16 protein-coding genes and 1 tRNA gene are annotated in these 20,700 nt (G+C 43.6%); 8 read left to right on the forward strand and 9 right to left on the reverse strand.

Annotated elements, in window-relative coordinates; genetic code table 11:
* Window positions 1-151 precede the first annotated feature (151 nt).
* Together L870_RS17310 and L870_RS0110635 are read left to right on the forward strand one after the other, a co-directional pair.
* Window positions 152-1,840, forward strand: a complete 1,689-nt coding sequence (locus L870_RS17310; RefSeq protein ID WP_051411510.1) for a bifunctional diguanylate cyclase/phosphodiesterase — start codon at window positions 152-154, stop codon at window positions 1,838-1,840.
* An 84-nt stretch (window positions 1,841-1,924) separates the two neighbouring features.
* A tRNA-Leu gene (locus tag L870_RS0110635) sits at window positions 1,925-2,011 on the forward strand.
* Window positions 2,012-2,154: 143 nt separating this feature from the next.
* Here L870_RS0110635 and L870_RS0110640 read toward each other — a convergent pair.
* Window positions 2,155-3,576 carry a GGDEF domain-containing protein gene (locus L870_RS0110640; RefSeq protein WP_028518133.1) on the reverse strand — a complete coding sequence of 474 codons (1,422 nt, stop codon included), beginning with the start codon at window positions 3,574-3,576 and terminating at the stop codon, window positions 2,155-2,157.
* A 312-nt stretch (window positions 3,577-3,888) separates the two neighbouring features.
* Here L870_RS0110640 and L870_RS0110645 point away from each other — a divergent pair, with 312 nt between their 5' ends.
* Entirely contained in the window at window positions 3,889-4,674 is a 786-nt protein-coding gene (locus L870_RS0110645) for an AraC family transcriptional regulator (protein WP_242836509.1), read from the forward strand.
* Between the two features lie 43 nt (window positions 4,675-4,717).
* Here the strand turns inward: L870_RS0110645 and L870_RS0110650 are convergent, their stop codons facing one another.
* Window positions 4,718-5,797, reverse strand: coding sequence for a magnesium transporter CorA family protein (locus L870_RS0110650; RefSeq protein WP_028518135.1), 1,080 nt, complete (start codon window positions 5,795-5,797; stop codon window positions 4,718-4,720).
* Window positions 5,798-6,198: 401 nt separating this feature from the next.
* On the opposite strand from L870_RS0110650, the gene L870_RS0110655 reads away from it, so the two are divergent.
* A complete protein-coding gene (locus L870_RS0110655; protein ID WP_037272023.1) occupies window positions 6,199-6,951 on the forward strand; it encodes an amidohydrolase family protein in 753 nt (250 codons plus the stop codon).
* A 187-nt stretch (window positions 6,952-7,138) separates the two neighbouring features.
* A complete protein-coding gene (locus tag L870_RS0110665) occupies window positions 7,139-8,452 on the forward strand; it encodes a GH25 family lysozyme (RefSeq protein WP_028518137.1) in 1,314 nt (437 codons plus the stop codon).
* A 165-nt stretch (window positions 8,453-8,617) separates the two neighbouring features.
* On the opposite strand, the gene guaA is transcribed toward L870_RS0110665, so the two are convergent.
* A complete protein-coding gene (guaA, locus tag L870_RS0110670) occupies window positions 8,618-10,171 on the reverse strand; it encodes a glutamine-hydrolyzing GMP synthase (RefSeq protein ID WP_028518138.1) in 1,554 nt (517 codons plus the stop codon).
* A gap of 394 nt (window positions 10,172-10,565) precedes the next feature.
* On the opposite strand from guaA, the gene L870_RS0110675 reads away from it, so the two are divergent.
* Entirely contained in the window at window positions 10,566-11,168 is a 603-nt protein-coding gene (locus L870_RS0110675; protein WP_028518139.1) for an HD domain-containing protein, read from the forward strand.
* 18 nt (window positions 11,169-11,186) lie between these two features.
* Window positions 11,187-12,776 carry a DUF1653 domain-containing protein gene (locus tag L870_RS0110680; RefSeq protein WP_037272026.1) on the forward strand — a complete coding sequence of 530 codons (1,590 nt, stop codon included), beginning with the start codon at window positions 11,187-11,189 and terminating at the stop codon, window positions 12,774-12,776.
* A gap of 140 nt (window positions 12,777-12,916) precedes the next feature.
* Here the strand turns inward: L870_RS0110680 and L870_RS0110685 are convergent, their stop codons facing one another.
* On the reverse strand, window positions 12,917-13,378 hold the full coding sequence (locus L870_RS0110685; protein ID WP_028518141.1) for a GNAT family N-acetyltransferase: 462 nt from the start codon (window positions 13,376-13,378) through the stop codon (window positions 12,917-12,919).
* A gap of 201 nt (window positions 13,379-13,579) precedes the next feature.
* Between L870_RS0110685 and L870_RS0110690 the strand changes: the two genes are divergently transcribed.
* Complete coding sequence (locus tag L870_RS0110690) at window positions 13,580-14,107, forward strand: nitroreductase (RefSeq protein WP_028518142.1); 528 nt, start codon at window positions 13,580-13,582, stop codon at window positions 14,105-14,107.
* A 37-nt stretch (window positions 14,108-14,144) separates the two neighbouring features.
* Here L870_RS0110690 and L870_RS0110695 read toward each other — a convergent pair whose 3' ends face one another.
* The 5 genes from L870_RS0110695 to L870_RS0110715 all read right to left on the reverse strand — a co-directional run bounded on the left by L870_RS0110695 (window position 14,145) and on the right by L870_RS0110715 (window position 20,656).
* Window positions 14,145-14,849, reverse strand: coding sequence for a hypothetical protein (locus L870_RS0110695; protein WP_028518143.1), 705 nt, complete (start codon window positions 14,847-14,849; stop codon window positions 14,145-14,147).
* Window positions 14,850-14,911: 62 nt separating this feature from the next.
* The gene (locus tag L870_RS0110700; protein ID WP_028518144.1) at window positions 14,912-15,703 is read right to left on the reverse strand and encodes a class I SAM-dependent methyltransferase; all 792 of its coding nucleotides are present in this window, start codon (window positions 15,701-15,703) and stop codon (window positions 14,912-14,914) included.
* Between the two features lie 232 nt (window positions 15,704-15,935).
* Window positions 15,936-18,692, reverse strand: a complete 2,757-nt coding sequence (locus L870_RS17315) for a rhamnogalacturonan lyase family protein (RefSeq protein WP_162148443.1) — start codon at window positions 18,690-18,692, stop codon at window positions 15,936-15,938.
* 405 nt (window positions 18,693-19,097) lie between these two features.
* Window positions 19,098-20,204: an SLC13 family permease gene (locus L870_RS0110710; RefSeq protein ID WP_028518145.1), complete on the reverse strand. Its 1,107-nt coding sequence runs from the start codon at window positions 20,202-20,204 to the stop codon at window positions 19,098-19,100.
* Window positions 20,201-20,656 (reverse strand): GNAT family N-acetyltransferase, encoded by a 456-nt coding sequence (locus tag L870_RS0110715; RefSeq protein WP_028518146.1) that lies wholly within the window; start codon window positions 20,654-20,656, stop codon window positions 20,201-20,203. The genes L870_RS0110710 and L870_RS0110715 overlap by 4 nt, the downstream gene beginning before the upstream one ends.
* Window positions 20,657-20,700: the final 44 nt, after the last annotated feature.

Below are 20,700 nucleotides of genomic sequence, written 5' to 3' on the forward strand. Positions count from 1 at the left end.
AGCAACATACATAAAATTCTTTGAACATCTTGCGTAATTTACATTATATTAATAATATATTCATTATTTTCCGTCTATCGTGTGTTATAATAAATCTGTATAATAATGCAAATCTGATACAGAATGTTTTCTGTATTCGGAGGGGATATGAATGAATACAAATGAATATCTGACAGCACTTGAAAAATTGATATGCAGTTTACATCGGCTCTCTTTTGCAACACCCGTACAGATTTCAGAAGCAGTGGCTGAGCTTTGCTGTGTCCTTAAAATAGGCAAGATCGAAGTTATTTCCTATGAGAACGAAGCTTCTGAGCATCTGGGCTTGCCCGAGACCCAGTGCTTTTATGACTGCGGTAATTTCCAAAACAGCGACTGCATCAGCAATCGTATCGTTACCGTAGATGAAAATATCGCAGTATATAACATTTTTATCAAGGACAATGAACCCGAATGGACAGATGAAGAACGCAGAAGAATAGACATCTTTATTGCTCTTTTCAGTACATTCTGCGGTAAATTCAGACTTCTGAAGCTCACTCAGCATCTTACTTTCTTTGACGGTGAGCTGAATATGCATAATCTCAAGAAATTCATGAAATGCGGCAGAAAGCTTTGTAAAAGCGGCATGATAGCCAATTATACAGCTGTCCGCTTCAATCTGAAACGCTTTTCTGTTGTCAATCAGCATATAGGACGTGAAAGCGGTAATATTGTAATGAAAAAATTCATAGGCTGTATCGCAGAGCTTCTTGACGATGAAAACGAAACCGTATGCAGGATAGGCGGAGATAACTTCATTACACTTATCAAGAGCTACAAGCTCCAGAACGTTCTTAAAATACTTAACGGTACAGGCATTGTATATGACGAAAAACGCAACGAGCGTATAAATATATCCGCTACAGCAGGTGTTTATGTTATGCAGAACAACGACAGTGTAATACTGCCGACAGATATTATGGACAGAGTGAGCATGGCATACAGTATTGCCAAAAACTCTGCAAAGGTCGACGTTGCATACTTCGATGATATGCTTCTGGCAAGAAGCAAAAGGAACAATGATATCACTGTAAGCTTCCCGAAAGCCCTTGAGGAAAGAGAATTTCTTGTTTACTATCAGCCCAAAGTGGCAATTAGCGGCAGAAAACTCGCAGGTGCAGAAGCGCTTTGCCGCTGGATGCATAACGGAAAGCTTGTATCGCCGGGTGAATTCATTCCTGTTCTCGAACAGGGACGCGATATCTGCAAGCTGGATTTCTATATGCTGGATGCTGTATGCAAGGATATCCGCAGGTGGCTCGACAGCGGCAAGAACGTAGTACGCATATCTGTTAACCTTTCACGCCGTCACCTTTCCGACATGGATCTTCTGGACCATATCGTCGAAATCGTTGACAGGAACAATGTTCCCCATGAATATATCGAAATAGAGCTTACCGAAACTACGACCGATGTGGAATTCAACGATTTGAAGCGTACTATCGGAGGTCTGCAGAAAACAGGTATCTCCGCATCTGTTGACGATTTCGGAGTAGGCTATTCTTCCCTTAATCTCATTAAGGAGATACCGTGGGACGTATTGAAGCTTGACAGGAGTCTTCTCACTACGGAAGATGATGAAAACCCGAGACAGAAAAATGTCATGTTCAAGTATATCGTTGCTATGGCTCAGGAAATGGGACTTGAATGTATTTCCGAGGGTGTTGAGACCAAAGAACAAGTACAGTTTCTCGCGGAAAATAGTTGTGATCTTGCTCAGGGCTTCTATTTTGACAAACCTATGCCCGTTGAAGAATTTGAGACAAGACTTGAAGGAAATTATGTATATAATAAATGATCAGGCTGCCCCAAAATCGGCAGCCTGAATTTATAAAAAACTATTGACAAAGTTTTTATCATATGTTATAATTATGACTAATGTGCCGGTGTGATGGAATTGGCAGACGTGACGGACTCAAAATCCGTTGGTAGCAATACCGTGCGGGTTCAAGTCCCGCCACCGGCACCAGCGGGGAGCCCCCGCAGGCAAGTTCGCGCTTTACTTCTTGTGGAGCGCGAATTTTTTCCGCGTTTGAAATAATATCTGAACTGTAATAATATACATATCACAAAAAGGCTACTGCTCAAAATGCAGTAGCCTTCAGCTTTACATTATCCGTTTCTTTTATCAATTACACCGCGCTTCTTTTCAGGGTGAAGCTCATAATAGCGCTTCTTATCCTCATACATAAGCATATCTGCTTTTTGCAGGGCAGTGCGGACATTATTCACGCTGCTTTCGTAAGCTGCGCCAACAGCAAACACAAGATCCTTGTATTTCTTTGACACTTCTCTAAGCTTTTCTGCTTTTCTGTTAAGCTCGTCCTCCGTAACATCTGTCAGTATCACCGTAAACTCATCGCCGCCTGCTCTGAATATTTCATGAACAGCAAAAACGTCGCGCAATGCGTTTGCAGCATTTTTCAGGAGAGCGTCACCGGCTTCGTGTCCGATATCATCATTTACACTTTTAAGACCGTTCAGATCAGCAAAAATAACTCCAACTGTTTTCTCTGATTTCCTTGCTGTCAAAGCGTCAATATAGTTATTCATCTCATTGCGGTTCATTACGCCTGTCAGCATATCGGTCGAACTCAGTATATGAAGCTTGTCCATCATACGATAGCTGTACAACTCGGAAGCAAGAATAAATGATGTAAGCTCAAGGGTCTCCTTTATTGTATCAGCTACATCTGCACTGAAATTAATTGCCCATATATAGCCAAGCAGTTCACCTTTGAATTCAAGCGGAAAAAGAACGATAGTCTTACCGCCTGCACTTGTAATGGACTCATACCATACAGGATTTCGTTCTTTGACGACCTCCATATCATGTTCATTCTTTACGATAAGACAATTGCTGCCTGCGATAGTATCTTTCCATGTTTCTGCAATATCGTAGAAGTCCTCCAAGTACGCATTCATGGAAACAAGCTTTGTATCATTCGATAAAGCCTCGCAAAGCACAGAGCATTTCCGCTTTTCGGTATCCATCATCAGGATACAGCAATGCTCGGAATCACAGAGATCACGGATATCCTTACAAATAGAGTCCATAGTCTCCTGAAAATCCTCAACGCTCCTGAGCTTGATACAGGTCTCAAGGACCGCAGTAGCGATCTCAGATGATATATTTGACATACGCTTTGCATCGGGCTTGAAATTGATCTCCATTATGTACGCACAATAACAGGTACTGCCATTGTCAGGAGAAAGCGGCAGGAAAGACATATTGAACCATACATCAAAACGCGCAGGGTGTGCATATGCATGAATACATTTCTTCAAAACTGCTGCTCTGTAAACCGAATCCTCAAAATTAAGGTCACGGTTCAGATAATTAGTATATTCACTGTTCGGAACGAACTTGCGTGTAAGAAGTTCCACATTCTCAGCAGGACGTTCGATACTGTCCAGATAAGGACGGTTTCCAGTAACGATACGTATATTGCCGTAGCTTCCGTTTTCAAACTTGTCTACCGAAACAATACAGGCTGCTGTAGGTATACTGTCAACAAAAGGCTGAAAATCCATATATAATCCCCCTTACTTACTTTGAATCCATGCTCTTTGGCTCAGAAACATCTGTTATTATTATACCATATATCTCTCCATTTTGCAATAAATATATCCAATTCCGACATATTATTAACAAAAATTTAACATTGTTTTATTGCTTCAAAAATAACAATTCCTCTTAGATATGTCATATTATGTATCTAATATCAACTATCGGGAAATCATATATTTATATATCACTTTCGTGCTGCTTTTTATTGACACCTTGCTTTATACTATGCTATAATATTAGTATGATTTTAGTTTTGGAGGATGAACACCTTGAAAATGGTTGAGATCGGCTACAATCACAGGCACGATCGCAGCTTCTGCATAGACAGACCCAATGGAACAGAAAGTTGGCTGCTGCTGATTGTAAAAACACCCGCACATTTCAGAATAGGAAGAAAAGATATAAGGACTTCCGCACACTCGTTTATAATATACACACCAAATACTCCTCAATATTATTTTCCTGCAAGCAATGAATATTTCGATGACTGGATGCATTTCACTCCCGATGAGGAGGAACAAAAAATGCTCAGTGAGCTCAATATCACTCTTGACCATCCTGTTGATATAGCTGATATAACAGATATGTCGGCAATGATGCGCAGTATGTGTTTTGAACATTATTCCTCTGATCCGTACAGGGAAAAATCCATTGATCTTTACTTCAGACTGCTCATATATAAGATATCGGAAAAGCTTATCCAGAAGGCGGCAAATCACGACCGTCCCGAGGGAATATACTCCGAAAAGCTTCTCTGGATAAGACAGTCTATCTACCGCTGGCCGGGCAGAGATTACTCCATTGATGATATGGCTAAGGAGCTTTCACTCAGCCGCTCGCGTTTCCAGCATCTTTATACCGAGACCTTTGGCGTAAGCGTCAACAAGGACGTTATAACCAGCAGACTGAACAAAGCCGCAGTGCTTCTGAAAACTACTGATCTGCCCGTCAAGGCTGTTGGTATGAATGTGGGGTACGGAAATACTTCATACTTCGTAAAGCTCTTCGGAAGCTTTTATGGAGTGACTCCCCTTCAGTTCAGACAAACAGAAGAAAAATAAATTCGCCTTAATGGAGCATCTTTAAGATGCTCCATTAAGGCTTTTACTTTTCAAGTCCGGCGATACCGAGTACGGTTATGGCGAATACGATAACAATGAGGATTATCGCCCATACAAAACCGTATTTTACTGCAAGCACGGTAAGAACTATCAGTATTACCGACATATAGGTCAGAAATCGTGTACGTATACGCTGCTTTTTTAGCTTTGCAGCTGCTCTTTCCGACTGTTCACGTTCATGTATTATACGTAGCTTTTCAAACTCCTTTTTTTCTTCTCCATCTATTTCCTGCTGCTCGATAGCAAAGACCGCGTCCTGCACTCCGCTGACGAACCTTTCATACACAGTCGCAAGTCTTAACCTGTCATCACCTGATGAATATTCCAAGGCTCTCCGCATATCGTTTCCGAGCATATCTGCAATAGTTCTGCGAAAGAACTCGTCATCAGAAACATCAGCTCCGAAGCTTTCTGCATATTCACAGGCAAATCCGTCAATGACCTCTTCAAGAAGCAGGTCGTTCTCATCGCGCAGCCCTCTGTCAGCAAGGAAGGAATAATAATACGCCTGCCAGTTTTGAGGCGAAGCTTCCTTTATAAGGCGGCAGTATTCCGCAGCAGCCTCAAAATCCTCAGCCTCCAGAAAATCCTCTATTCTTTTCAGCAAATTCTCCGGCGGTGTACTCAGACCTACCTCATCACTGCTCTCTGTCAGCTTCTTTATACTTCTGATAAGCTCTGTGAGGAAATCTATCCTTGATATATCTCTTACCATATTGTCAAGAAGCTCCTGCGGTATCTGCTGAGAGCCTATGCCCTTTACGCAGGTAATAAGCTTTTTATCATCATTTCTGCGCACTTCTTCAGCACAGCTGATCCATTCTTTCCTGAACGGTTCTGCACTGAAGCTTTCCTTGTCAGAGGCTATAACAAGGTATACCTTTGCTTGTGATATTGCAGCTTCTGCATTTGCTTCGCTGACAGGCGCATAATACACTCTGACTCCCTCTATAGTCAGCTGATCGTATATCTCGTCGGCATACTCCTTATCGGGAGCTGTACAATTATTTTCATCTGTCAGCCGACAGCACATGAACACATCGTATTTTTCATCAGGCGACACTATTTTCGCCTCCCGTAAAGTTTTTTCAATATTGTATTATAACATATAAAAAATACAAAAGCAAGAGACGCAGCATAACAGTTCATGTTCAGCAATATTTTGACGCGAAAAATGAAATAGCAGCAATAAACTTGACTTTATATGCGCATTGTGCTATGATAAAAATGCAAACAAGGCGATAATACTGAAGAGGAAGTGATACTCCCGAAGTTATGGCTGCTGCATGAGCAGTAAGCGTATGTGTCGGAAAGTGCGGACGATCAAAAGTTAATGCATCACAGGCTGCGGAAGCGGTCTGGTTCGTTATGCAAACTGATCGCTCTGCAAATAAACGTGAATGTACCGCAGAGTAATCTGCGGTTTTTATTATTTCACGCCTTGTTGATGAAAGGAGTATTACTATGATAATTGATTCACATTTACATCTTCCCGTTGATTTTCCTGATTTTAAGTCAAAGGGAGAAGCACTTCTCGATGAACTGAAAAAGAACGGAGTTGACCGCGGTATAGTTATTGCAGACTCGGAACTTGAAAGCGTTATCGGTTCGGTAAGAGACTGCGCAGAGCTTTTTGAGGGAAGCGGTATTATAAGCGTTATCGCAGGCATAAGTCCGAATTATGAATATGCTCCACAGCTTGATTACTGCCGCAAACTGCTGGAAAGCAAGCGCATAGTCGGACTTAAAGTGTATACAGGTCACGAGGATTTTTACTGTACAGCCTTATGTCTCAAACCTGTTTATGATCTTGCAGCTGAGTACCATGTGCCCGTACTTTTTCACAGTGGCTGGGACAATACTCATTATGCCGCACCGAAGCTGATAAAAAAGCTTGCAGTCAGCTGTCCCTCCAATACTTTTGTGTATTGTCACTGTTATTATCCGAGGCTTGAGGAGTGCTTTGAAGAACTCAGGAATTGTCCTAATGTTTATTTTGATACCTCATCGGTGGCAGATAATGAAAAGCTGCTGCCGCAGATAAAGTCAGCACTTGAAAAAGCGATACATGAAATGCCTGAGCGTTTTATATTCGGGTCTGATTTCGGAAGCTGCTCACAAAGTATACATTTAAGCTTTGCGGAGAGTCTTGATATAACCGATGAAGAACGTGAACTTTTCATGCACGTAAATGCCGAAAGAGTATATGGATTATGAATCTTGTTTTTCATGCTGCTGTTGTTGCTATTTTCAAACTTATATGCTATAAGCAGCGTGACGCTGCACCCTTTTTCGCGTCAAAATATCACTGAGTATTAACTATTACGCCCCGGTTGTTGATATTTCAAAATATATATGTTATAATGAAAACATTAATTATAAAAATATATCTGAAAGGAACAATATGAAATTAAAATATATATTACCTGCTGTATTTGCAGCCTGCCTGCTTACAGGCTGCGGCGATAAAAAAGCAAACAACAGCGATACTGATACAAAAAAAGACTCCGCCGTTACAACCTCGACTGTTTCTTCAACAACTGCAAAGACTACGACCACAGCTAAAAAAACTACGACCACAGTCACAACCACCGCAAAGGTCGATCCACCCAAAGACCTCGTTATGAAATGCCGCGATACTGTTGAAGTATACGAGGATATAAAGCTTGAGGACTTCATAACCGAAAAGAACGTCGATCTGAAAGACGGTTCCGTATTGCTCAATACCTCGGACACAGGCGTTTTTGAGGTGGAAGTGCCATATATTTACAACGGTGCTGAATTCAGTCAGAAGCTACAGTACAGTGTTATTGATACCACTGAGCCCCTGATAATAAATGCAGGCTGGACTCCGAATCACAAGGTCGGCACTGATTTTGACCTCAATAATTACGTCGGATTTGCCGATAATTTTGACAAGAATCCCGTTCTCACCTATGAGGGAGAGGTCGACCCGAATGCTGTAGGTTCATATCCGATCACCGCTACCGTTACGGACAGCTCAGGAAACTCCGTTTCGTGGGACCTTAACATAAACGTGCTCAACGAAGTACCAAAGCCTGCTGACAATAATCCCCGTGTGAATTACAGCGATTTTATCAATACCTACAATACCGATGATGTACGTTTCGGCATAGATGTTTCCGTATGGCAGAGCGATGTTGACTTCAACGCAGTCCGCGATGCAGGATGCAGCTTTGTAATTATCCGCGTGGGCTATTACTACAGCCAGATAACCCTTGACGATTATTTCCGTCAGAATCTTGAAAACGCCAAAGCCGCAGGTCTCGATGTGGGAGTATATTTCTACACCACCGACAACACCGAGGAAGGAGTCCGCGAGCACGTCCGCTGGATAATCGAACAGCTTGACGGCCAGAGTCTTGAAATGCCTATTGTTTTCGACTGGGAGGAGTTCACAAACTTCCAGAAATACGGCATGAGCATACACGACATAAACGATATCTATGCCGCATTTGCTGATGAAGTAACTAAAAACGGCTACAAGCCCATGCTCTACAGCAGCAAGAACTTCCTCAATAATATCTGGAGTGAAAGGACAAAGAGTTCAACTCCTGTATGGCTGGCACATTTCGTTGACAAGACCGACTACGACGGCGAATACGCTATCTGGCAGGCAAGTGCATACGGTCATATCCCGGGTATAAACGGCGATGTGGATATGGATATACAGTATCTCAATAAACCTATAAACTGAATTAAAAAGAGCTATCCGATTTTAAATGAATCAGATAGCTCTTATCTTTTCTGACAGAAATTTAATTACTGTGGCGATAATTGAGAAGTGTTGCCAAATCGTTGCCACTGTTATCAAAACAACAGCAGAAACAACGTATTTACGCCGTTTCAGCAAGCGTTTGCATTATTCCCACTCCACAGTTCCCGGAGGCTTTGAAGTGATATCGTACACTACTCTGTTAACGTGCTCGACTTCATTGCAGAGACGGTTTGACACCTTAGCAAGTACATCATACGGAATTCTTGCCCAGTCAGCAGTCATGAAGTCATCGGTAGTTACTGCACGGATAGCGATAAGGTGGTCGTAAGTACGGTGGTCGCCCATAACGCCTACTGTGCGGACATCGGGAAGAACTGCAAAGAACTGCTTCAGCTGTTCCTCGATGCCGCTCTTGCGTATCTCATCACGGAATACAGCGTCTGCTTCCTGTAATACCTTTATCTTTTCCTCTGTGATCTCACCGATTATACGAACTCCAAGTCCGGGACCCGGGAACGGCTGTCTCCATACGAGGTCGTGTGGGATTCCGAGCTTTTCACCTACAGCTCTTACCTCGTCCTTGAAGAGATCTGCAAGAGGCTCGATAGTACCTGCGAACTTTATGTCATCAGGCATTTTTACCATGTTGTGGTGAGTCTTTATAACGGCTGTACTGCCATGACCTGCCTGATTTCCTCTGCCTGACTCGATACGATCTGGATAGATAGTACCCTGTGCAAAGAAGCCGTCTGTTCCCTGCTCTCTTATCTTATCCCAGAATACATTGTAGAACTCAGTACCGATTATCTTACGCTTCTGCTCAGGGTCTGTAACGCCCTTGAGTGCAGCAAGGAACTGGTCCTTGCAGTTTACGCGGACGAAATTCATATCAAAAAGCTTTGTGAAGGTCTCTTCAACGAAGTCTCCCTCGTCCTTGCGCATAAGTCCCTGATCTACGAAAACGCAGGTGAGCTGCTTGCCCACTGCACGGCTGAGAAGTCCTGCTGCGACCGATGAATCAACACCGCCCGAAAGTCCGAGAATTACCTTTTTATCACCTATCTGCTCGCGGAGCTTCTTGACTGTATTCTCGATGAAGTCGTCCATTACCCAGTCACCTGTGCAGCCGCAGACATTGTAGAGGAAGTTATGGAGTATCTGCTTTCCGTACTCACTGTGAGTTACCTCAGGGTGGAACTGTACAGCGTAGAGCTTTCTCTCGGGAGCTTCAAAAGCTGCACATGGACAGTCCGCAGACTTTGCAGTTACACTGAAGCCCTCGGGGAGCTGACTTACAAAATCAGTATGGCTCATCCATACAACGCTTTTTTCGGGAACGTCTCTGAATATAAGACTGTCTGTACCCTGATTTATTTCTATCTTGCCGTATTCGCTCTTTTCGCAGCTTTCGACCTTGCCGCCTAAAGTATAAGCCATTAACTGGCAGCCATAGCAAATTCCGAGGATAGGCACACCTATCTCAAATATCTCCTTTGATATATGGGGAGATGCAGGATCATACACACTGTTGGGGCCGCCTGTGAAGATGATAGCGGCAGGCTTCATAGCCTTTATCTCACTTATAGGAGTATCAAATCGTTTTATCTCGCAGTATACACCGCACTCACGTACTCTTCGTGCGATGAGCTGATTGTACTGACCGCCGAAATCAAGAACGATACAAAGCTGGTTAGACATATTTTTCCTCCTTAACCTCCGCTTTACGGCAGCGGACACCGTATTTACGTATCAAACTTTCGCATAGCAAAAGTTTGATACAGTTAAGAGTTGAGAGTTTAGAGTTATCAGTTATAAAGTTATAAAAGCAACTTATTTAAATAACATGAGTGAAGCGAACACATCAACTTTCAACTCTCAATTCTCAACTCTCAACTTTATGCATAGCATAAAACCATGTTTTAATTATGCCATATTTCAAAGAAAATTTCAAGCCTTTCCTGCTGTTTTTTCACCGAATATAAAGCTGCTGCGGCAATTATAGTAATAATTAATAAAAAAATTATATACGCCTATTGAATTTACTTGCAATTTGTGGTATAATATTTATATAGTAGTGTAAGGAGTATCATATATGACACCTAAAGAAGAATTTATCTCTATATATAAAGAAAACATAAAACGCGAGGGAGCTGATAAGCTTCTGGAATACCTTGAAAAAAGCGACTTTTTTACTGCTCCCAGCAGTACACGCTTTCACGGTTCCTATGAGGGCGGTCTTGTTCAGCACAGCCTCAATGTTTATCACTGCCTTAGGGATTACCTTTCGCGTCCGCGAACAAAAGAGCTTTACGGCATGGACTATTCCGAAGAGACTATCGCTCTTGTTGCTCTGCTCCACGATGTATGCAAGGTAAATTTCTACACAGTTGAGATGAGAAATAAAAAGAACGATGAAACAGGTCAATGGGAAAAAGTACCGTTTTACGCCATCAATGACACTCTCCCATATGGTCACGGCGAAAAATCGGTATACATACTCTCGGGTTTTTTCTACGGTGAAAACCGTCTTACCCGTGAGGAAGCTTTTGCAATACGCTACCACATGGGCTTTTCATTCGGGGGGACCGAGGAAAGAGGCACTATCGGCAGGGCACTTGAAATGTACCCGCTCGCTCTGGCACTGAACGTGGCTGATATGGAAGCCTCTTATTACATGGAAGGCTCAAATAAATAAATGTAAGGAGTTTTGATTATGAACTGGTATGATAACGCCATAATCTACCACATTTATCCTCTCGGATTCTGTGGTGCGCCTAAGTTCAACGACGGCAGTGAGGATGTTGTCTATCGTCTTGACAAGGTGCTGGAATGGATACCACATTTAAAGGAGATGAACGTTGACGCAGTCTACTTCGGACCTGTTTTTGAGTCCGTCGAGCATGGTTATGACACCATTGACTACAAAAAAATAGACAGACGTCTCGGCGACAACAATTCCTTCCGCTTTATATGCGACAGACTTCACGAAAACGGTATCAGAGTTATCCTCGACGGCGTTTTCAATCATGTAGGCAGAAAGTTCCCGCAGTTCGTTGATATACAGGAAAAAGGACAGGCTTCACAGTACTGTGACTGGTTCCAGAACCTTAACTTCGGCGGTCCAAGTCCCTGCGGCGATCCGTTCTGGTATGAGGGATGGAACGGCCATTACAACCTCGTAAAGCTCAATCTCCGCAATGTCGGCGTTTGCGATCATATAATCGACGCTATCAATTACTGGATAGAGTCATTCGGCATTGACGGTATCCGCTTTGACGCTGCCGACTGCCTTGACTTTGAGTTCATCAAGAGAGTACGAAGCTTCTGCAAGGGCAAAAAACCCGATTTCTGGCTCATGGGCGAAATAATCCACGGTGACTACAACCGCTGGGCTAATCCTGAGATGCTTGACACTGTTACGAACTATGAGTGCTATAAGGGACTCTGGTCATCACATAACGATAAGAACTATTTCGAGATAGACTATTCTATCAACAGACAGTCAGGTGCTAACGGCGGTATATACCGCAATATCGACCTTTACAACTTCGTTGATAACCATGATGTTAACCGTCTTGCAAGCACTCTCAGCAATAACGCTCACCTGCCGCTGGTATACACTCTTATGTACACCATGCCGGGTATACCGTCAATTTACTACGGCAGCGAATACGGCATAGAAGGCAGAAAAGAAAACAACTCCGATGATAATCTCCGTCCGTGTCTGCACCTCAACGACATGGCAGAGCACGGAAATGTTTCACTTTATAATCATATCGTGAAGCTGGGACGTATCTACCGCGCTTATCCTGCTGTAAGAAACGGCAGCTATGAGCGTATGGTCATAACAAATCAGCAGCTTCTATTCAAGAAGGTGTTGGGAGATCAGACAGTATATATCGCTCTCAACCTCGCCGACCATGAGTACGACCTGAATTTCCAGACTCATCTTTCGGGACTGGTAGATGTTTTCACAGCTTCTCCCATAAGCGTTGAGAACTCAAACGCCCATGTGCGTATGGCTCCGTATTCTTCAATGATAATCGTTGCAGACGACATCGTCAATAACGAGCCAAAGCATGAAGAAGTACCTGTAGATAAAGACACAGAGATCGAGATAGGCGCTAAATACCGCCACTTCAAGGGCAATGAATATGAGCTCCTTGCAGTTGCCCGTCACACCGAAACTATGGAAGAGCTCGTTATATACAAGTCCCTCAAGGACGGCGAAGTATGGGCGCGTCCAAAGTCGATGTTCATCGGTAAAGCAGGTGATGTCAGGCGATTCACAAAGCTTGACTGATACGAAATAAATACAGCCGCTGATGCATAACTGCGGTATGTGTATACAAATTTAGCCCCGAGGCTTTGTCTCGGGGCTTGATTGTTTTATTGCTTATATAAATTGCAGGGAACGCCGCCTCTACAATAGGCTAACGGCTTTTACTTTATCCTCTTTATCATCTCATCGTAGCATAGCTTATCACCGTTTCTGCACTCTATGCTGTGGTAGCTTACGAAGCTGTACCCTTTTCTGAGATATATTGCCTTCGCAGGAAATGACGCATCAAGCCTTATCGTATCATACTTCTCGGCTATCTTCTCCTCTGCAAATCCGATAAGTACACCTCCATAACCTTTTCCCTGATACTCGGGCAGCACGAACAGTCTTGTCATTTCGTTATCGGCAACTGTAACTGTTCCCACATCGCAGCCTTCATCGTTTCTCAGCAGGTAAACCCTGCCCTTGTTGATATCCCTTAAAATATTCTCATCACAGTGATGCGCAAGGAAGAACTCAACTGCTCCCACAGGATAATAATGCGGATATACAGCATTTATTGCTGAATGAGATATTTTCTTTACCGTTTCAAGATCTGACCTTTCAGCTTTATATATATCCATTCTTCACACTTCCCTTCATTTAACGATCATAGCCAGAATGAGCCGTACTGTCAATGCAATATAATAAACAGGCTAAGCTCAAAATTGCACTATCTTTATAGAAATTATAAAATTATGACAAAAAAATCATAAAAAATGTTGATTTTTCCAGAGGTATATGATATAATATATGTATCTTGAAATGCTTAGGAGGAGCGTATAATGAGCAAGCTTACAAAAATAATCAAGGAACGCCGAAGCGTTCGCAAATTTTCATCATTGCTCCCGTCAAAGAACTTAATTGACGAGGTATTGGAAGCAGGTATTTACGCTGCTTCAGGCAGAGGCAAACAGGCACCTGTATTGATCTCGATCACAAATCAGGAGCTTCGTGATACTATTGCAGAGGAAAACAGAAAGATCGGCGGCTGGGAATCAGGATTTGACCCATTTTACGGCGCACCTATAATAATTCTCGTAATTGCTCCAAAGGATATCCCTACTGCGGTATATGACGGAAGTCTCAGTATCGGAAATATGATGCTAAAGGCTCAGGAGCTCGGTCTTGGAAGCTGCTGGATACACCGTGCAAAAGAAGAAATGGAAGGTGATCTTGGCAAGGAGATACTTAATAAAGTAGGTCTCAAAGGCGATTATATCGGCATTGGTCATCTTGCACTGGGAATACCTGATGTTCCACCCGAGCCCGTTCCCGAGCGTCTGCCTGACAGAATTTTTAATATCGACTAAAAGCAAAGCGGTCCGATAAATCGGATCGCTTTTTCGTTTATTCAGCTTTTCTGTTACATTCAACGTCCTGTATCAGCCATTTTTCATCGTTGACCTTATAAAGTGAAAAACACATAGTAATAATATCATCGCCCTTTTTCAGCCCGACTTCGTAGTGCTTTCCCTCAGTAACGCTGACAGGCTTCTCAACATTTTCAAAATCGAAATCAAAAGCCTGTATCGTCTGTGTTACAACAGCTCTTTCATCGTCTGAAAGCGCTTTGTTACCGCCTGTAACTTCTTTATTTATACCGCCGTAAACATAATACATATTTGCCATTTCATCGGCATATTGCAGCTCTTCCTCAGTATATCCGCCTGTCTCTTTTTCATAGTCTGTTTCATAATCAGCAGTATCCATAAGGGATACTGCCTGTTTGTAGACCAAGCCGAATATTCCCTGATCTATGGGCATGATATACTGCAATTCATCTCTTATAAAGAAAACATCTTTGAGCTGCGAAATATCCCGCTCTTTTACAGCCTTTACAAAACAGCCGACAGCATCTTCATACTTCTCGAATCCGTTAAGCTCCGTACCTTTAGCTGCATATTCCGCAGTTTCCTCCGAGCTTATAACGATATCCTCTTCCTCCTCGGAAGCTTCTGATGTTAAAATATCAGCAGTCTTTTTTTCACCGCAGCCTGCCAAAGCCATACCCATTATAAGTACAGCTGCTATTCCTGCAAATAATCTTTTCATTCTTATCTTTCCTGATCCTTATATATTATTACAGGAATAAGTGATCCCTTTCCCCTCGGATCTTACTTCTTTTTCAATATAGCTATCGCAGCATAATGCAGCACATCAAACTCTTCGGGAGCTGTAAGTGCAAGAAGCGCTCTGTGTTCGCGCTCCCACGCAGCTATCTCAGCCTCGGGAAGTGAAGCGCCGATACCGCGGCAGGTCTTCATTCTTCCGTTCCAGCTCTCCCGTGTAAAATGCACATTAAGGTCAAAGCCTGCTCTGTAAACTACGTCAAAGGACTCAAGCATCTCATCGGATATATGAACAGGTTCACGCTCCCAGCCTCCTCCTGTCCAACCAGGGTTATACTCCAGAACGAGCTTTTCACTCAGCCCTGCTATCCTGTCCTCGTTAGGGAGCCATGCCATCTGCATCACCACAAGTCTGCCGTCTTTTTTCAGCATTTTTGCAAGCCTTGGTGCAAGCTCCTTTGTGTCAAAATACCAGAAGCACTGACAAGCAGTTATAATATCAAAGCTTTCATCAGGAAAATCATTTTCCTCAGCAGATACTACCTGAAAATCAATATCCATCTTATTGGCACTTGCAAGAAGCCTTGCCTGAGCTATCTGGTTTTCCGAGATATCAGTGCCCGTCCATTCAGCTCCGTACTGATACATATTACGCGGTATAACGCCCGTTCCTGTACCGAGGTCAAGGCATTTCTGTCCGCTTACGCCAATGCCGCAGTCAACGAGCTTTTTATAAAATTCCTTTGGATAAATGTCGCGGTATTTGGCATATCCTTTTGATGTTTTACCAAAGTCGAATGCCTTTCCGCCGTCGATCTCTTTATTCTTTATCTCCATAATGCTATCTCCTTTTATATCTGAAACCTGAAGCTGTTACAACTACAAAAATCTCATCATAGATCACAGTACAAACATATCATGCGGTCAGCAAACCTCAGCTTATTCCCATTATGAGAAGTATACCCCCTGTTATCTATTAAACTTTATAATACCAGTTTTCTTACGATTTGTCAAGTACATAGCCATATTCAAAAAAAGCTGCATGAAAAGTCATGCAGCTCATTTAGTATTATTGTACCATAGGATCAAGTGAAGAAATCTTATTGAGCAGGAATTCCTGTATCCTCAGCGCATCGTTTGAGGTTATTCCCTTGCTGCTTATATCCACATCAGCATTAGCTTTACCCTGAGCTGTGATAGCTGATGCCTCTGTACCGCCTTCACTGTACTTGTTAGGATTTGCGAGGCTCTGCATGATTAGAACGATATCGGACATATCTACATCGCCGTCGCAGTTTGCATCGCCCCATACAGTTACAGTAACACCGCCGTTTGTAGTTGTAGTCACAGGCTCTGTAGTTGTAACAGTCGTTGTTGTGGTTGAAGTAGTTGTCTCTGTGGTGGTCGTTGTAGTCGTGGTAGTGGTAGTAGTGGTTGTAGTAGTTGTTGTAACTACCTCAGGCTCCTTTACGAAAACAGTGTAGTTTATAACGTTTCCTGTCATTCCGTTTGTGCCGAGGACTACCTTCTGACCTGCTTCAACCTCCTTTTTGTAAGCCACGAAATTAACTCCGTTGCTTGAGCTTGCAGTAAGGTCTGTCCTTGTATAGCCGCTGAGCCATGAAGGGACGAGGTTTGCCTCTTCCTCACGGGTATCAACAAGGACGTATACTTCACACTTGTCACCTGTTGTGAACTCAGCAAGGTCAGCATCTGTATTCTTTGAATTGCAGGCTGTCATTATGTACTCACTGTTCTGGAACTGTGATGCAAGTGAAGTATAAGTAAAGTCTCTGTCACCGTAGATAACACCGCCTGTGGTATTAGACTCCATAAGCTTCCATGCGCCCGAGTTAGCACTGTCCTTAACGAGGAAATTCTTCACAAGCTTGCCGTTTACAGGCTCGGGAGGAGTATTATTCAGCTTGACGTTAGGTCTTGCAGGGAGCGGAGCCTCTGTGCCAAGATAGAAACTTGTGTGCGGAGGCTGATTGTATGATGACTGCTGACAGCCGCACTGCATACGGTACTGCATATCGTGCATGAGAGTTGTTATGCGGTACTTTGTCTCGGTATTTGTACACCATACGCGGAGCTTTGTATTATCCTCAGTTCTCAGGATAAGCTCCTCACGCCAGTCGCCGAAGAGGTCTGCTGTAAGACAAGGAACTGCCTTTGTGCCGTTATTTGAAGCACAGCCATTAGCTGTAAATATTGCAGGATAGTTGTTTATTGCCGCACCATCGGTAATGGTGATATCGTCAAGAAGCTCACGCTCTAAGTCGCCATCCCAGTGGATAAGGAAGTTTGTGGCAGGCCATTTGTTGCCTATCTGCTTGCCTGACACATCATATACTGCATTAGCAGGTCTTGAGCCCCAGAACTCAGCGCCGCTGTTGCCTGCAACGATATTGTCAGCGCAGCAGCGTCCTGTATCCTTATCGCCGTCGTAGTGCCAGATTATCTGACCGTTTCTGCCGTCAACAAGTGAGATACCGTAATTGCCGTCCTCATGGCAGATGAAAACCTCTATTCCCTCATGATTGGGGTCAAGGTCGCCTACGTGCATAGCGTCACCGTGCTTCTGCTTGGTAGACCAGAGCAGCTTTCCGTTGTCGTCGATACAGCAGGCGCCCATGCAGACCTCCTGTCTGCCGTCGTTATCGAAGTCTGCGACCATTACGTTGTGGTTTCCGCAGCCGTAAGCAGGATCGCTTGTATTGAATCCCGTATCAAATACCCACTTCTTTGACAGTTTGCCGTTTACAACGTCAACAGCCGAAAGGGTAAGTCTTGTATAGTAGCCTCTGCCGTAGATGACAGAGGGGTGAACTCCGTCAAGATAAGCAATAGCGCAGTTGTAACGCTCGCAGCGGTTTCCGTAGTTGTCGCCCCATGTGGACTTGGCGGTATTGCTTGTAGCATCACCTCTCGGTACAGGAAAATCGATAGTATCGAGAGCTGCACCTGTTGCGCCTTCAAAGAGGGTCATATACTCGGGACCTGTAAGGATAGTACCCGAGCTGTTTACATAATTGGCATTTGCGTTGCCTATTACCTTGCCCTTGCCGTCAACAGTACCGTCGCAGGTCTTTGTGATGAGCTCTGCCTTGCCGTCGCAGTCAAAGTCAGCAACAGCCATCTGTGTATAGTGCTGACCTGCACGGATATTCTTTCCCATGTCTATACGCCACAGCTTCTTGCCCGTAAGGGTATAGCAGTCGATATACACATTTCCGGTAAAGCCCTGTATGCCCTTGTCGGGATTGTGCGTCTGGGAGTTATCCTTTGAGTTTGAAGGATCCCACTTTACAAATATCTCATACTGACCGTCACCGTCAACGTCGCCTGCACAGCAGTCATTGGGCGAATAGGTGTAGGCTTCACCGTTGATAGTTCCGCCTCTCGGAACATCAAGAGGTATATCGAAGTAATTGCTGCCCGATGTGAAGCGGCAGTCCTCGGAATTGACCACATTGCCGTTCACGAGAGTGTCAACACGGTACTTCGAGCTTGAATTTCCGCTTGCGTCCCAGTAGTTGGTAGGATCGCCTGCCTTGCTTGTGTAGATGAGAGTATCATCACGGAAGAGCCGGAACTCTGCATTGTCATTATCGTTGGCATTAAAACGCCAGCTTATGAACATACCGTTGCCCGATTTTATAGCGTAGATGCCGCGGTCAAGGTACTCCATGATAGCCGAACCGTTTCCGCCGTTTCCGTAGGCTGCATCAGCTTTGAGAGGTGTGCCGATACTAAGGTTCGAGCTTACAGCCACTGCCAGAGAGGCAGCAGCGGCTGCAATTTTCTTTAATTTAAAATTCATTGATTATTCCCCCAATGATTTATATTTTTTGGACATAATGTCCCGCGTCAATACTATTATACTATTTTATTCACGATTTGGCAATGATTTATTGTCTCTTTTTTCTGCGATTTTACCCCACAAATGTGCTTATATGCAAAATAATGACATATAAAAATAGCATGATACCATTATATTACATAAAAAACAAATACGCTCTGTCTTTTAGTTTTAAATCACTCAGCATCGGTTAGACTTTCCGTACAAATCCTGCCGACCGTTTTTGTGCATATAGCAGAATTACAAAAATTATTTTCTGATAATCAACGGTTTCCCATTGATTTTTGTTCTTTTTCAGCCATATTATAAAAAGACACTTGCAGACACAAGCATATAAAAAAGGACGGATAATATCCGTCCTACATCTTAGCTTATTAAATACTGAACTCCCAAAAGAAGTCCGAGAAGTGCAAAGTTTATAACTGAAAAAACTGCAAAATATCTGCCTGTCTGAGCCTTCTCGTCCTTGCGGTAGAGCTGGAATGAAATAAGACTTGCCAGAGATGCAATAAGTGTTCCGAAGCCGCCTATATCAACTCCGAGAAGAAGCTGTGTACCGTTATCCGTGAACTCCGCAAGCATTACTGCCGCAGGAACATTGCTTATGACCTGTGAAAGAAGTGCTGCTGAGATAAGCTCTCTGCCTGTGAGGATACGCGAAAAGAAGTCGCTTACAGCTTCTATTCTTGCAATATTTCCCACAAATACAAAAAAGCCCACAAATGTTGCAAGCAGTGCATAGTCCACCTTGCCCAGCAGCTTGATATCGCATACCAATGCCGCAGCAAGTGCAGCTATAAGGCACACCCAGTCAGGGATAAGTCTGAACACCGCTGCAATGCACACAAGAAAAAGTCCCGTATATACCGCCGCTTTTAACTTTGGTATCTCAGTATCCTTACTTTCGGGAGCTTTGCATTTATCCTTCGGCAGAAGCAGCGTAAGTCCCATTACAGCCGCAAGTCCAACTGCTCCAACAGGGAGCATGGTTTTCAGGAAAGTCATTGCTGTAAGTCCGTACTTATCATACAGGAACAGGTTCTGCGGATTTCCTACAGGAGTCATCATACTTCCGAGGTTTGCCGCCGCTGTTTCGAGAACTACCGTAAGTATAAGGCTTTTGCTGTCATTGATACTGCTATAGATAAGCAGTGTCAGCGGTACAAAGGTTATGAGTGCAACATCATTTGTAACAAGCATTGCACTGAAAAAGCATATCAGCGTAAGAACTGCACCAAGTCTGCGGACTGTTCCCGTTTTGCTGAGTATGATACGTGTCAGCTTATCGAATATGCCTATGCTGCGCAGTCCTGCTACAGCCGCCATAAGTGCGAAAAGCTCAATGAGGACTGTACTGTTGCAGTAACCGATGTACTCCTTATCGGGCGGTATTATGAACATAGTTGCTATGGCGAGAAGAAGTGATATAACAAGTACAGGCTGTGCCTTTATAAATTTTCGTATTCCCGTCATACTGTCTCCTTGGTCATAAGACCGTAGTGCGAGAGCCTGTAGCCCCTGCTGAAATAGCATGAAAAAGCCGCTTCGTTTTCCTCTTCTATCTCAAGCTTGAAGCGAACAGCCTGTGGGAATTCCTTTTCAATAAACTTCAAAAGCGCACTGCCAATGCCAAATCTGCGGTATTCGGGCTTTATGTACAGATCCTCCAGCCATACGCATATACCGCCGTATTCAGTGGTGTAGCCCAGTGCAGTCATGGCGTAGCCTGCCGCCTCGCCGTTCAGTTCGAGCATAAATCCGCGCAGAAACGGCATATCGCTGATACAGTCGTCAAAGTCCTTTTCGAGCACGCTGTCCGATGACTTGTGTATGACCGCTGGAGAGTCGTAAAATTCCCTCATCATTGCCATAACTTCGGCTTTATCGTCAGCCGTAAGCTCACGAATAGTTACATTCTTTTCCATATTATCTTCCTTTCGCATTACTGCGCCAATTATTATACCACTTT

This window comes from Ruminococcus flavefaciens ATCC 19208 (assembly GCF_000518765.1).
GTDB classification, from domain to species: domain Bacteria; phylum Bacillota; class Clostridia; order Oscillospirales; family Ruminococcaceae; genus Ruminococcus; species Ruminococcus flavefaciens.